This window comes from Streptomyces sp. NPDC046931 (genome assembly GCF_040644655.1).
Classification (GTDB): Bacteria; Actinomycetota; Actinomycetes; order Streptomycetales; family Streptomycetaceae; genus Streptomyces.
Genome location: NZ_JBEYWX010000033.1, coordinates 19,051 through 31,961 on the forward strand (window position 1 = coordinate 19,051; position 12,911 = coordinate 31,961).

The window sequence follows — 12,911 nt, forward strand, 5'->3', positions numbered from 1 at the left end:
TCACCTCCTTGAGGGACACCCTGCGCGCATGTGCGAGCGTGAGCCGATCGCTCCTGAACCTGTCCAGGTCAGATTCCAGCACTTTTCGAAATGCGCCCCCTTTGTGCTCCCTCGTCGGGACTAGCGTCCTCCGGCCATGGGACACCTGGACCACGCCACATTCGGCTGGCTGACCCCCGTTCTGTCGTATGTGATGGCATGCATGGGCGCCGCCCTCGGGCTGCGCTGCACCGTCCGAGCGCTCGGCGCCACCGGCAGGTCGCGTCGCAACTGGCTCCTCACCGCGGCCTCCGCGATCGGCACCGGCATCTGGACCATGCACTTCCTGGCCATGCTCGGTTTCGGCGTCAGCGGCACCGAGATCCGCTACGACGTGCCGCTGACCATCCTCAGTCTGCTCGTCGCCATGCTTGTCGTCGGCGCGGGCGTTTTCGCCGTCGGCTACAGCCGGGACCGGACCCGGGCGCTCCTCCTCGGCGGTCTGACCACCGGCCTCGGCGTGGCGAGCATGCATTACCTGGGCATGGCGGCGCTGCGGCTGCACGGGGCGGTCCGCTACGACCCGGTGCTGGTCGCGGCCTCCGTCCTGATCGCGGTGGTCGCGGCGACGGCGGCTCTGTGGGCGGGCCTCAACATCAAGTCGCCCGTCGCCGTCACCCTCGCCTCGCTCGTCATGGGGGCGGCGGTCAGCAGCATGCACTACACCGGGATGTTCGCGGTGAGCGTGCATGTCGCTCCGTCCCGGCAGCCTCTACCAGGGGCTGCGGCCATGCAGTTCATCTTCCCCCTCGCCGTCGGCCTCGGTTCCTATCTCTTCCTGACCTCGGCGTTCGTCGCACTGTCGCCGACCGTCGGCGAGCGCGAGGCCTCCGCGTCGGCCCAGCGACCGGTCGAGCGCGTCGCCCGCTGACACCGGACCCGCAACGGCAAGTCCCGACCCACTCCGAGCGAGGAGGCCCATGCGTACACCCCGTAGGACCCCCGCGGCCGCCGCCGAGGCGCCGACCCAGCCTCCCGTGAGGGGCCGGCGCGCACACGCCGGCCCCCCGGCCGACGAGCGCGTCGAGACCGATGGGACCGGTGGTGCCGAGCCGTCCGTCACCACCGTGCCTCCACGGGGTTGGCGCGTACGTCCCCGCACCGTCCGGGCGAAGATCGTCTGCCTGCTGATGGTGCCCGTGGTCTCCTTGCTCGCCCTCTGGGCGTACGCCACCGTCAGTACCGCCCAGGACGTCGCCCGGCTGCGCCGGCTGCAACAGGTGGACTCCACCGTGCGCGCCCCGCTCGCGGACGCCGTCACCGCCCTCCAGAGCGAACGTGCGGCCGCGGTGCGCTACGCGACCGACCCAGCGGCCGAACAGCGGGGCGACCTGAAGGATCTGGCGGCGCGGACCGACGAGGCGGTGGCCAGGCTGCGGCTCGGCCGCCACAACACCGTCGCGGACGGCACCGACCTCCCCTCCGGGGTGCCCGCCCGCCTCGAAGCCTTTCTCGTCCGAGTCGAACGCCTGCGCTCGCTGCGCAGCGACGTGCTCGCCCGCCGGAGCGGCTGGAACGAGACGTACGGGCAGTACACCGGCACCATCGCCACGGCCTTCTCGGTGGGCGGTGCCCTCACCGGTGTCCAGGACGCCGGCCTCGGCTCCGACGCGCGCGTACTGCTCGAGTTCTCCCGCGCGGGAGAGTCGCTCGCCCAAGAGGACGCGGTGCTCTCCAGCGCCCGTCTCGCGGGGGGCCTGGAGGGCGAACGTCTGCGGCTGTTCACCGGAGCCGTCGACACGCGCCGCACGCTGACCGCCTCCGCGGTCGCCGACCTGCGCGGCGGCGAACGCGCCGCCTGGCACCGGCTCGCGACGGGCGGCGCGTACGCCGAGGTCGGCGCTGCCGAGGACAAGGTCCTGGCCGTCCGGCCGGGCAGGGCGGCCGTCGACGCCTGTCCCGAAGGCCTCTGGAACCCCGCCCACGCGCGCGTGCAGGACGGCATGCGGACCATCGAGGCCGACGCGGGTCGGGGCGTGGCCCGGACGGCCGACCCGTTCACGCGCGGGCTGCTCAGCCCGGCCGGCGCCGCCGTCCTCCTGGGGCTCGTCGCCGTCGGGGCCTCGCTCGTCATCTCCGTGCGCATCGGACGCGGACTGGTCGTCGAACTGGTCAGCCTGCGCAACAGCGCACTGGAGATCGCCCGGCACAAACTCCCGCAGGCCATGCGGAAGCTGCGCACGGGCGAGGAGATCGACGTGGACGCCGAGGCGCCGCCCGGACCGCCCGCGGAGGACGAGACCGGACAGGTGGCCGAGGCCCTCGGTACCGTGCACCGTGCCGCCCTGCGCGCCGCCGCCGAACGCGCGGAACTCGCCAGCGGCATCTCCGGGGTCTTCGTCAACCTCGCCCGGCGCAGCCAGGTCCTGGTGCACCGCCAGCTCAGTCTGCTCGACAGCATGGAGCGCCGCTCCGAGGATCCGAACGAGTTGAGCGACCTGTTCCGTCTCGACCACCTGACCACGCGCATGCGCCGTCACGCCGAGAGTCTCATCATCCTCTCCGGAGCCGCACCGGGGCGGGCCTGGCGCATGCCCGTCTCACTGACCAACGTCGTCCGTGCGGCCGTCTCCGAAGTCGAGGACTACGCGCGCGTGGAGGTACGACAACTCCCCGAGACCTCGGTGACCGGCGCGGCGGTCGCCGACCTCACCCATCTCCTCGCCGAGATCATCGAGAACGCCGCGCAGTTCTCGCCGCCCCACACGCGTGTGCGCGTCAGCGGAGAGCCCGTCGGCAACGGATACGCCGTCGAGGTCGAGGACCGGGGACTCGGCATGGGCCAGGAGACGCTTGCCGAGGCCAACCGGCGCATCGAGCAGTCCGAGGCCCTGGACCTGTTCGACAGCGACCGGCTGGGTCTCTTCGTCGTGAGCAGGCTCGCCTCACGGCACGGCATCAAGGTGCATCTGCGAACCTCCCCTTACGGCGGCACGACCGCCGTCGTCCTCCTGCCGACCACCCTGCTGCACGGCGGCGCGACCGTACCCTCCCCGCCTGCCGCCGATGCCGAACCGCCCGAAGAGCGCGAGTACGCGCGCATGGCGGCGAACAAGGTGCACAAGGAGCCCGTCGAACAGGCCGTGGAACGGCCCGCGCCGGCCCAGGCCGGGAGGAAAGCGCCTGCCGGCACCCCGCCCGGGGTCGCCACCCTGCGGTTGCACCGGGTCTCGGACGACTCCGGTACCTCCGAGGACCTGCCGCGCCGGGTACGGCAGGCGAGCCTCGCTCCCCAACTGCGCGGACAGCGCCCCAAGGAGCAGACCCCCGGTGCACCCGGTGCACGGCGCGACGACGAGCGCACCCCCGAACTGGTAAGGGACCGCATGGCGGCCTATCGCGACGGATGGGCCCGTGGCGGCGGTCCGGCCCCCGGTCGCACGGCAGGCCCTCTCGGTGACAGCAGTGAAGGAGACCCCGCATGATCCAGGACCCGAGCATGAGGGCCGCCCAGCGGTCGGGTGAACTCGACTGGCTTTTGGACGACTTGGCGCTGCGCGTGGCCGAGGTGCGGCACGCCGTGGTGCTCTCGAACGACGGCCTGGCGGTCGGCGCGTCCAGCGGTCTCAACCGCGAGGACGCGGAGCATCTGGCCGCCGTCGCGTCGGGATTCCACAGCCTCGCCAAGGGCGCGGGACGCCACTTCGGTGTGGGCGGAGTGCGCCAGACCCTGGTGGAGATGGACGAGGGCTTCCTTTTCGTGGCTGCCGCGGGCGACGGGTCCTGCCTCGCCGTGCTCACTGCCGTCACCGCGGACATCGGCCTGGTGGCCTACGAGATGGCCCGGTTGGTCAAACGAGTCGGCGAACACCTCTACACACCGCCCCGGGTGGCCGCGCATCCGCCGGCCGCGGGATGAGAACCGAAGGCGGTCGGGGATGACCGAGGACTGGACAGGCGCCGAGCAGCGGCCGGGCAGCCAGTGGTACGACAACGAGGCAGGGCCGCTCGTCCGCCCCTATGCGATGACCGGCGGCCGCACCAGGCCGGGGCCCACGGGCGTGCGCTTCGACCTCATCGCCCTCGTCTCGCTGGAGGCAGGTGCGCCGGATGCCGACGATCCCGCCTCGCTGGGCCCCGAGCACCGCGCTCTGCTGGACCTGTGCCGCATCGAGACACAGTCCGTGGCCGAGCTCGCCGCGGGCGCGGACCTGCCCGTGGGCGTCGTCAGGGTGCTCGTCGGGGATCTGCTGGAACTGGGGTGTGTCAGGGTCAGCCGCCCCGTACCGCCGGCCCAACTGCCCGACGAACGGATTCTGCGGGAGGTCATCGCGGGACTGAGGGCGCTGTGAAGCGATGAACCGCAACCACAGGGTCCGGGTGCGTGCCGAGTTGACCATCTGTTCGAGCACCGAATGAACGAGAACCGGTCAGATCGGTCAATTAGTGGTCCAACCCCTCGAAGGCCGAGCGTAGTTGTCATGATGCTGAACCCGCACGGATGTACTGACGTCGACCGTTGTCGGCACTCCCGAGAGAAGTGATCGATGGTCTCCGAGTTTTCCGACGCCCCCGAGGCCGAGACGGCCGCCCTGGCGTTGAAGATCCTGGTCGCCGGTGGATTCGGCGTGGGCAAGACGACCCTGGTGGGCGCGGTCAGTGAAATCAGGCCCTTGCGCACCGAGGAGCTGCTGAGTGAAGCCGGCCAGTCCGTGGACGACACCGACGGTGTGGACCAGAAGGTCACGACGACGGTCGCCATGGACTTCGGACGTATCACCATCCGGTCCGGGCTCTCGCTCTACCTCTTCGGCACGCCGGGCCAGGATCGCTTCTGGTTCCTGTGGGACGAACTCTCCCAGGGTGCCCTCGGCGCCGTCGTCCTGGCGGACACCCGGCGGCTCGAGGACTGCTTTCCCGCGGTCGACTACTTCGAGCACCGGCGCATCCCGTTCGTGGTTGCCGTCAACTGCTTCGCCGGAGCCCGCAGCTACGGCGCCCACGACGTGTCGCGCGCCCTCGACCTCGACCAGGGCACGCCCGTGGTGCTCTGCGACGCGCGGGACCGCGACTCCGGCAAGGAGGTGCTGATCCGCCTTGTCGAGTACGCCGGGCGGATGCACACGGCCCGGCTGCTCGACTCCGTGAGCTGACCGGCTACTCGGTGATCGCCGCGTACGCCAGCACCTTCTCGATCCGCACGCGGACGACGAGTTCTCCCGGGACTCCGTTGCGAGCGCCGAACTCCTCGGCCCGCTCCTCGCCCATGTACCGGGCGCCGATCCGGGTCGCCCAGTGCCGCACCTCGTCGAGTTCCTCCGACAAGCGGGCCGGCCCCTGCAACACGACGAAGCCGTACGGGGGGCGGTCGTCGTCCACACAGAGGGCGACCCGGCCGTCCCTGGCCAGATTCCGCCCCTTCACCGTCTCCTTTCCGGTGTTGAAGACCAGATCGTCGCCGTCCAGCAGAAACCAGATCGGTGCCACGTGCGGACTGCCATCGGCGCGGACCGTGGAGAGTTTCCCGGTGCGGGTGCCTTGGGAGACGAAGGCCCGCCACTGTTCGTCGGTCATCTTATGTGCCATGTGTCCATCCTCCTTGCCGCGAGGGCGCCTGTGGTGAAGGCTGGCTGACCGGAACCTCCGGCCAGGGGGAGCGACAACACGGGGAGAGAGGACCATGGCGCAGAACACCGGGCTCGGCTGGCTCCTGGACGACCTGACCGAGCGCGTGGAGCACATACGGCACGCGCTGGTGCTGTCCAACGACGGACTGGTGACCGGCACGAGCACCGGCCTCCGGCGCGAGGACGCCGAACATCTCGCGGCGGTGTCGTCGGGGCTGCACAGCCTGGCCAAGGGCTCGGGTCGCCATTTCGGTGCGGGCCAGGTTCGCCAGACCATGATCGAGTTCGATGACGCGATCCTGTTCGTCACCGCGGCCGGTGCCGGAAGCTGTCTGTGTGTACTCAGTGCCGCCGAGGCCGACATCGGGCAGATCGCGTACGAGATGACGCTGCTCGTGAACCAAGTCGGCGAGCACCTGGCCGTGGACGAGCGGCAGCGGGACCAGAAACCGACCGTGGACCTCTGACCGCGAGGCACCCGCCGCCGGTGACGTTGGGCAACCGACGCCTGCAAGCAGCATCCGTGTGGCGCTTGACCTGCGGCAACGAGCGCTCGGCGGAGTTGTCCACAGGCGGTCTCCGAGATCTGGCGATCCGGCTACGGTTTTTTCCGAGGCGGATACGCAGGGTGTCCGCGACGGATTCCACGGGGGAGACCGCCATGTCCGGAAACACCATCACACCCGCTCGCGCCGAAGCTGCCGGCACCTTCACAGGGCGCACCGCCCGCCGCTCCACGCTGGCGCCGAGCCGCGCGGCACGGGAACTGGACCTCAGGCGGGGCGAATTCGACCTCGCCGTGCGGCTCGGGCGCGTACGCACCGTTCCGGACGAGGGAGGAGGGGGCCGCAGGGTCACCCGCGCGGAGATCGACCGTGTGCGTGCGGAGGACGGGTTCCCCGAGGTGCTGCGCGGGCGGGTCGAGACGGTGGGCACCAGGGACGCAGCGGCGCTGATGGGAGTCACGCCCGGCAGGTTCACCCGGTTCGCCCGCCTGGGCCTGGTGATCCCGGTGAACTGGTACGTGAACCGCTACCGGGCCGTGGTCTGGCTGTATCTCGCGGAGGAGGTACGGCAGTTCGCCGCCGCACAGGAGAACGCCCGGCTGCTGACCGGCCGGACACCTGAGGGGCTGCGCGGCCAGCTGGAGGAGGGAGTGGACCTGCGGCCCCGCAACTGGCGCGGACGCCACATCGGGTTCGAGCTGCGCCAGGCCGGGGACCCATGGGCGAAGGCCGCCGTCGTGGCGTCCCTGCTGGACACGGTCCGGATGGCAGAGGTCGTCCCCGATCCACACGAGCGGGCACATCTGGACCGCCTGCGGCCCGCCCGGCCCGGCCACCCGGCGCCCGAGTCGTCGGCGGCCCCTATCGCCGCACGGATCATGACGGCACAGGATCCCGACGAGATCGAATGGCTCCGGGCCGAGCTGGCGCAGGCGCTGGCCGAGGCCCGACGGCACCGGCCCGCACCGAGGACGGCGTCGTTGCCGCCGGGCGGACGGCTCACCATGCCTGCGTGCTCGCCCGCGCCCGCCGGCGAGGATGTGAACCTCCCCCAGACCGACCCGCCCGATCCAGGATCGGCCACGCGACTGGAAGCGACGCGGTCGCGAGGCATGCTCGGGTGGCTGCGTCGCAGAGACATCTGACCGGTACGGCGGGCACGATCGACCGGACACCCGGGACGCCTCACGGCGTCACTGCTCGTGTCTGCGGAACAGTCCCTCCTGGACGACCGAGACGAGCAGGCGCCCGTGGCGGTCGTAGATACGGCCCCGGGCCAGACCGCGGCCGCCCACCGCGATCGGGGACTCCTGGTCGTACAGGAACCACTCGTCCGCGCGGAACGGCCGATGGAACCACATGGCATGGTCCAGCGACGCCATGTCGAAACCACGCGGCCCCCACAGGGGTTCGACGGGAAGACGGACGGCGTCCAGGAGCGTCATGTCGCTCGCGTACGTCAGCGCGCAGGTGTGCACGAGCGGGTCGTCCCCCAGCGGACCCACGGCGCGCATCCAGACGGCGCTGCGCGGCTCGGCACCCTTGACCTCCTCGGCGGTCCAGCGCAGCCGGTCCGCATAGCGGATGTCGAAGGGCTGACGCCGGGCCATCCGCTCCAGCGTCTCGGGCAGCGCGCCCAGATGCTCCTTCACCTCCTGCACCAGCGTCGGCAGCGACTCCGGGTCCGGGACCTGGCGGGCCGGCGGCAACTGGTGCTCGAAGCTCCCCTCTTCAGGCTTGTGGAAGGAGGCGGTCAGATTGAAGATCGTCCGGCCCTGCTGTACGGCCGTGACCCGGCGCGTCGTGAAGGACCTCCCGTCACGGATCCGTTCGACCTGGTACACGATGGGCACGCCCGGGATGCCCGGGCGCAGGAAGTACGCGTGCAGGGAGTGCACCGGCCGTTCGCAATCCGTCGTGCGGCCGGCCGCGACCAGTGCCTGGCCGGCCACCTGGCCGCCGAAGACCCGTTGCAGGGACTCCTGCGGGCTGCGACCGCGGAAGATGTTCACCTCGATCTGCTCGAGGTCGAGCAGATCGACGAGCCTTTCGGCTGGGTTCGTCATGGGTGGCACTCTCCTGTGCTCACAGCTGGCCGACGTCGGTCACACGGACGACGGCGCGACCCTCCGCATCGGAGGCCGCGAGGTCGATCTCGGCGCTGATGCCCCAGTCGTGATCGCCGTTGGGGTCGGCGAAGGTCTGGCGGACTCGCCACAGACCGTTCTCCGGCTCTTCCTCGATCATCAGCAGCTTCGGGCCGCGGGCGTCGGGGCCGGTGCCGAGTTCGTCGTACTCGTCCCAGTACTTGTCCATGGCCGTGCCCCATGCCTCGGCATCCCATCCGGCTTCGGCGTCCATCTCGCCGAGTTCCTCGACCTGGTCGAGGGCGGCGAGCTCCACACGGCGGAACATGGCGTTGCGGACCAGGACGCGGAAGGCGCGCGCGTTCGCGGTGACCGGCTTGACCTGGTCGGCCTTCTCCTGGGCCTCCTCAGCCGTCATCTCCTCCGGGTTGGCCAGCTGCTCCCACTCGTCCAGGAGGCTGGAGTCGACCTGGCGCACCATCTCGCCGAGCCAGGCGATCAGGTCCTCCAGGTCGTCCGACTTCAGGTCGTCCGGGACGGTGTGGTCGAGGGCCTTGTAGGCGCTGGCCAGGTAGCGCAGCACGATGCCCTCGGTGCGGGCGAGCTCATAGAAGGAGATGAACTCCGTGAAGGACAGCGCCCGTTCGTACATGTTGCGGATCACCGACTTCGGCGACAGCGGATGGTCGCCGACCCACGGGTGACTCTTGCGGTACGTGTTGTACGCCTGGAAGAGCAGCTCCTCCAGTGGCTTGGGGTACGTCACGTCCTGGAGCCGCTCCATGCGCTCCTCGTACTCGACGCCGTCCGCCTTCATCGCGGCCACGGCCTCACCACGCGCCCGGTTCTGCTGGGCGACCAGGATCTGCCGCGGGTCGTCCAGCGTGGACTCGACGACGGAGACCATGTCGAGAGCGTAGGAGGGGGACTCCGGGTCGAGAAGTTCGAACGCGGCCAGAGCGAAGGTCGACAGCGGCTGGTTGAGCGCGAAGTCCTGCTGGAGATCGACGGTGAGGCGCACGATACGGCCGGTGGCGTCCGGCTCGTCGAGCTTCTCCACGATTCCGCCGTCCAGCAGCGAGCGGTAGATCGCGATCGCGCGCCGGATGTGCCGCAGCTGCTGCTTGCGCGGCTCGTGGTTGTCCTCCAGCAGATGGCGCATGGCCTCGAAGGCGTTGCCGGGCCGGGCGATCACCGACAGCAGCATGGTGTGGGTGACCCGGAAGCGGGACGTGAGCGGTTCCGGCTCGGACTCGATGAGCTTGTCGAAGGTGTTGTCCGTCCAGCCGACGAAGCCCTCCGGGGCCTTCTTGCGCACCACCTTGCGGCGCTTCTTCGGGTCGTCGCCCGCCTTGGCGAGCGCCTTCTCGTTCTCGATGACATGCTCCGGCGCCTGGGCCACGACGAGGCCCGCCGTGTCGAAGCCCGCACGCCCGGCGCGGCCCGCGATCTGGTGGAACTCACGGGCGCGCAGGGTGCGCACGCGATTCCCGTCGTACTTGGTCAATGCCGTGAACAGCACGGTCCGGATGGGGACATTCACGCCGACGCCCAGGGTGTCCGTGCCGCAGATGACCTTCAGCAGACCGGCCTGAGCCAGCTTCTCCACCAGGCGGCGGTACTTGGGCAGCATGCCTGCGTGATGCACGCCGATGCCGTGCCGCACATAACGGGAGAGGTTGCGACCGAACTTGGTGGTGAAGCGGAAGTTGCCGATCAGCCCGGCGATCTGGTCCTTCTCCTCCCGCGAGCACATGTTGATGCTCATCAGCGCTTGGGCCCGCTCCACTGCCTGCGCCTGGGTGAAGTGGACGATGTAGACGGGGGCCTGCCGGGTGTCGAGCAGTTCGGTGAGCGTCTCGGTGAGCGGGGTGCGCCGGTACTCGTACGACAGCGGCACCGGACGGGTCGCCGAGCGGACCACCGCCGTGGGGCGGCCGGTGCGGCGGGTCAGGTCCTTCTCGAACATCGAGACGTCGCCGAGCGTCGCCGACATCAGGATGAACTGCGCCTGGGGCAGCTCGAGGATCGGGATCTGCCAGGCCCAGCCGCGGTCCCCCTCGGCGTAGAAGTGGAACTCGTCCATGACGACCTGGCCGACGTCGGCCTGCCTGCCGTCGCGAAGCGCGATGGACGCGAGGACCTCGGCCGTGCAGCAGATCACCGGGGCGTCGGCGTTGACGGAGGCGTCGCCGGTGAGCATGCCGACGTTCTCGGTGCCGAAGAGCTTGCACAGCTCGAAGAACTTCTCCGAGACGAGCGCCTTGATCGGCGCGGTGTAGAACGTGACCTCGTCCCGGGCGAGCGCCGCGAAGTGGGCGCCCGCGGCGATCATGCTCTTGCCGGAGCCGGTGGGAGTCGACACGATCACGTTCGCTCCCGAGACCACCTCGATCAGCGCCTCCTCCTGGTGCGGATAGAGGGTGAGGCCGCGCTCCCCGGCCCACGACTCGAAGGCTTCGTAGAGGGCGTCGGGGTCTGCGGTCTTGGGGAGCTGATCGATGAGGGTCACGCCCCCATCTTGCCTGGCCTCCCACCCGATGGGGGAATCGGATGTCCTGCCGAAGATCACGAACGCTACGCTGTGGCGCCGATGACACGTCAGCGCACGGGAGTAATCGGGCAGCGCTGCAAGAGGAATGGGGCGGGAAGCGGCCATGATGGGACCAGCACACTCACTGTCGGGGGCCGCGGCCTGGCTCGGGGTGGGGGCGGCAGCCGCGGCGGCCGGTCACCCGATGCCCTGGCCGGTCCTCCTCGTAGGCGCGCTGATCTGCGCGGGTGCCGCGCTGGCTCCGGATCTGGACCACAAGGCGGCCACCATCTCGCGGTCCTTCGGACCCGTCTCCCGCTGGCTGTGCGAGATCGTCGACAAGCTGTCGTACGCCGTGTACAAGTCGACCAGGAAGCCGGGCGACGCGCGCCGGTCCGGCGGTCACCGCACGCTGACCCACACCTGGCTGTGGGCGGTGCTGATCGGTGGGGGCACCTCGGTCGCGGCCGTCACCGGCGGACGGTGGACGGTCCTGGCCATCCTCTTCGTGCACATGGTGCTGGCCATCGAGGGGCTGCTGTGGCGGGCGGCACGCGGTTCGAGCAGCGATGTGCTGGTGTGGCTGCTGGCCGCGACGAGTGCCTGGATCCTTGCGGGCATACTCGACCAGCCGGGCAAGGGGTCGGACTGGCTGTTCACCGCGCCGGGTCAGCAGTACCTCTGGCTCGGCCTGCCGATCGTCCTGGGCGCGCTGGTGCACGACATCGGGGACGCGCTGACGGTCTCGGGCTGCCCGATCCTCTGGCCTATACCGGTGGGCCGCAAGCGCTGGTACCCGGTGGGCCCGCCCAGGGTGATGCGGTTCCGGGCCGGCAGCTGGGTCGAGCTGAAGGTGCTGATGCCGGCGTTCATGCTGCTCGGCGGGGTCGGCTGCGCGGCGGCGCTCAACGTCATCTGAGAGCGGCCCCGGCATGGCGGTGTCCCGGCCCGTCGTCGCGGCCTGGCAGCCGACCGTCCTGGTCTGCCGGCCTGCCGGCGTGGTCTGCCGGTCCGGCCCCGGCGCCTGTCGGCCCGGCCCGGGGGCCCGCCCCTCCTGCCCCGGCCCTCCGGCTGCCGGGGCAGGAGGGGCGACACTACAGGCGCGTCCGCGCGGGCCCACCGGCTGCCGAGCCGGTGCGCCCGGGCGACTCACCGGGCCGGCTCAGCCCGCTTCGTCCGCGTCGGCCCTCCGTTCCGCGCCGCCGTACCGCCGCTCGAACCGCGCGACCCGCCCCTCCGAGTCCACCGTCCGTGCCTTGCCCGTGTAGAAGGGATGGCTCTCGGAAGAGATCTCGACGTCCACGACCGGATAGGTCTCGCCGTCGTCCCACTCGATGGTCTGGTCGCTGGTCGCGGTGGACCGGGTGAGGAAGGCGTATCCGGCGGAGCGGTCGCGGAAGACGACAGGGTGGTAGAGGGGGTGCTTGTCCTGCTGCATGGCTGCTCCTCGCGTGGGGCGGACGCCGACGGGTCAGCCGTACTCCTCGTCGACGATGTGCACGGCTGCCTCCTCCGCCGAGGCCGCGGCGCCGTCGATGCCGACATCGCTGGCGATCAGCCCGCTCTCCTCGTCCTGGTGCGCCCCTTCGTCGGGGGCGACGAGACGGCCGGAGCGGGGGCCGCCGACCTCGTTGTCCAGGGGTTCGCCGTCCCCGTCGGCCCAGTCCCCGATGTCGTCGCCGTCCGGGACCGCGATGTCGGGGACCTCCTCGGCGAGGCGCTGGTCCAGCGTTTCCCCGGTGTGCCCCTCGGCCGCGGTCACGCCGACATGGTCCACCGCCCACGGCCGCTCCGGTGGCGACCAGCCACGATCGAGCGGGTTGTTCACTCCGTCGTTCTCCAGGGTGTCCTCGGCGTCGAGCAGCCCCGCGTCGTCCTGCACCTCGGACCCGTCGGGCTGGTAGACGTCGTCACCCCAACCGTCGGTGCTGTCCACGGGTTACCTCCAGGTGTCGGGACGGGCCGGGCGCCCCCGCAAGGGCGGCGGACACGGGTGACTGCTGGGCGCGGGCCCGCCGTACGGAACCGGAAGGTTCGGGCACGGCCCCCCGCCGCTGCCGAGATCCAGCCTTCCACCCCCCTTCGCCACTGCGCAACGGCAGGGGTGACCGGGCGGTGCGGGGCGTGGAAGGAGGCCCTGGACGGCCGGTCGGGAACCGGCACCAGGGCCGCTTTCCGC

Annotated in this window: 13 protein-coding genes; 8 read left to right on the forward strand and 5 right to left on the reverse strand. The window is 70.8% G+C overall.

All coding sequences use genetic code 11. The features are described from left to right. Positions 1-136: 136 nt before the first annotated feature. The 5 genes from ABZ876_RS34925 to ABZ876_RS34945 all read left to right on the forward strand — a co-directional run bounded on the left by ABZ876_RS34925 (position 137) and on the right by ABZ876_RS34945 (position 5,132). The gene (locus tag ABZ876_RS34925) at positions 137-910 is read left to right on the forward strand and encodes an MHYT domain-containing protein (RefSeq protein WP_361789361.1); all 774 of its coding nucleotides are present in this window, start codon (positions 137-139) and stop codon (positions 908-910) included. Positions 911-959: 49 nt separating this feature from the next. Beyond that, positions 960-3,464, forward strand: coding sequence for a nitrate- and nitrite sensing domain-containing protein (locus tag ABZ876_RS34930; RefSeq protein ID WP_361789363.1), 2,505 nt, complete (start codon positions 960-962; stop codon positions 3,462-3,464). Further along, positions 3,461-3,898: a roadblock/LC7 domain-containing protein gene (locus ABZ876_RS34935; RefSeq protein WP_361789365.1), complete on the forward strand. Its 438-nt coding sequence runs from the start codon at positions 3,461-3,463 to the stop codon at positions 3,896-3,898. The genes ABZ876_RS34930 and ABZ876_RS34935 overlap by 4 nt, the downstream gene beginning before the upstream one ends. A 19-nt stretch (positions 3,899-3,917) precedes the next feature. After that, positions 3,918-4,331: a DUF742 domain-containing protein gene (locus ABZ876_RS34940; RefSeq protein ID WP_361789367.1), complete on the forward strand. Its 414-nt coding sequence runs from the start codon at positions 3,918-3,920 to the stop codon at positions 4,329-4,331. Between the two features lie 195 nt (positions 4,332-4,526). Further along, positions 4,527-5,132: an ATP/GTP-binding protein gene (locus ABZ876_RS34945; protein ID WP_361789369.1), complete on the forward strand. Its 606-nt coding sequence runs from the start codon at positions 4,527-4,529 to the stop codon at positions 5,130-5,132. A gap of 4 nt (positions 5,133-5,136) precedes the next feature. On the opposite strand, the gene ABZ876_RS34950 is transcribed toward ABZ876_RS34945, so the two are convergent. Next, positions 5,137-5,565 carry a PPOX class F420-dependent oxidoreductase gene (locus tag ABZ876_RS34950; protein WP_361789371.1) on the reverse strand — a complete coding sequence of 143 codons (429 nt, stop codon included), beginning with the start codon at positions 5,563-5,565 and terminating at the stop codon, positions 5,137-5,139. 94 nt (positions 5,566-5,659) lie between these two features. On the opposite strand from ABZ876_RS34950, the gene ABZ876_RS34955 reads away from it, so the two are divergent. Beyond that, the gene (locus ABZ876_RS34955) at positions 5,660-6,073 is read left to right on the forward strand and encodes a roadblock/LC7 domain-containing protein (protein WP_361789373.1); all 414 of its coding nucleotides are present in this window, start codon (positions 5,660-5,662) and stop codon (positions 6,071-6,073) included. A gap of 194 nt (positions 6,074-6,267) precedes the next feature. Continuing rightward, a complete protein-coding gene (locus ABZ876_RS34960) occupies positions 6,268-7,257 on the forward strand; it encodes a DUF6397 family protein (protein WP_361789375.1) in 990 nt (329 codons plus the stop codon). Positions 7,258-7,305: 48 nt separating this feature from the next. Here ABZ876_RS34960 and ABZ876_RS34965 read toward each other — a convergent pair whose 3' ends face one another. Together ABZ876_RS34965 and ABZ876_RS34970 are read right to left on the reverse strand one after the other, a co-directional pair. After that, positions 7,306-8,178 (reverse strand): acyl-CoA thioesterase II, encoded by an 873-nt coding sequence (locus tag ABZ876_RS34965; RefSeq protein ID WP_361789377.1) that lies wholly within the window; start codon positions 8,176-8,178, stop codon positions 7,306-7,308. Positions 8,179-8,197: 19 nt separating this feature from the next. Next, positions 8,198-10,711: a DUF3516 domain-containing protein gene (locus tag ABZ876_RS34970; protein WP_361789379.1), complete on the reverse strand. Its 2,514-nt coding sequence runs from the start codon at positions 10,709-10,711 to the stop codon at positions 8,198-8,200. Positions 10,712-10,856: 145 nt separating this feature from the next. On the opposite strand from ABZ876_RS34970, the gene ABZ876_RS34975 reads away from it, so the two are divergent. Beyond that, positions 10,857-11,651, forward strand: a complete 795-nt coding sequence (locus ABZ876_RS34975; protein ID WP_361789381.1) for a metal-dependent hydrolase — start codon at positions 10,857-10,859, stop codon at positions 11,649-11,651. A 243-nt stretch (positions 11,652-11,894) separates the two neighbouring features. Here ABZ876_RS34975 and ABZ876_RS34980 read toward each other — a convergent pair whose 3' ends face one another. Then, the gene (locus ABZ876_RS34980) at positions 11,895-12,170 is read right to left on the reverse strand and encodes a type B 50S ribosomal protein L31 (RefSeq protein ID WP_361789383.1); all 276 of its coding nucleotides are present in this window, start codon (positions 12,168-12,170) and stop codon (positions 11,895-11,897) included. Between the two features lie 33 nt (positions 12,171-12,203). Further along, positions 12,204-12,668, reverse strand: a complete 465-nt coding sequence (locus tag ABZ876_RS34985) for a DUF5709 domain-containing protein (RefSeq protein ID WP_361789385.1) — start codon at positions 12,666-12,668, stop codon at positions 12,204-12,206. Positions 12,669-12,911: the final 243 nt, after the last annotated feature.

Coding starts and splice junctions, on each gene's coding strand:
- ABZ876_RS34925 (WP_361789361.1), top strand. CDS start 137: ATGGGACACCTGGACCACGCCACATTCGGCTGGCTGACCCCCGTTCTG.
- ABZ876_RS34930 (WP_361789363.1), top strand. CDS start 960: ATGCGTACACCCCGTAGGACCCCCGCGGCCGCCGCCGAGGCGCCGACC.
- ABZ876_RS34935 (WP_361789365.1), top strand. CDS start 3,461: ATGATCCAGGACCCGAGCATGAGGGCCGCCCAGCGGTCGGGTGAACTC.
- ABZ876_RS34940 (WP_361789367.1), top strand. CDS start 3,918: ATGACCGAGGACTGGACAGGCGCCGAGCAGCGGCCGGGCAGCCAGTGG.
- ABZ876_RS34945 (WP_361789369.1), top strand. CDS start 4,527: ATGGTCTCCGAGTTTTCCGACGCCCCCGAGGCCGAGACGGCCGCCCTG.
- ABZ876_RS34950 (WP_361789371.1), bottom strand. CDS start 5,565: ATGGCACATAAGATGACCGACGAACAGTGGCGGGCCTTCGTCTCCCAA.
- ABZ876_RS34955 (WP_361789373.1), top strand. CDS start 5,660: ATGGCGCAGAACACCGGGCTCGGCTGGCTCCTGGACGACCTGACCGAG.
- ABZ876_RS34960 (WP_361789375.1), top strand. CDS start 6,268: ATGTCCGGAAACACCATCACACCCGCTCGCGCCGAAGCTGCCGGCACC.
- ABZ876_RS34965 (WP_361789377.1), bottom strand. CDS start 8,178: ATGACGAACCCAGCCGAAAGGCTCGTCGATCTGCTCGACCTCGAGCAG.
- ABZ876_RS34975 (WP_361789381.1), top strand. CDS start 10,857: ATGATGGGACCAGCACACTCACTGTCGGGGGCCGCGGCCTGGCTCGGG.
- ABZ876_RS34980 (WP_361789383.1), bottom strand. CDS start 12,170: ATGCAGCAGGACAAGCACCCCCTCTACCACCCTGTCGTCTTCCGCGAC.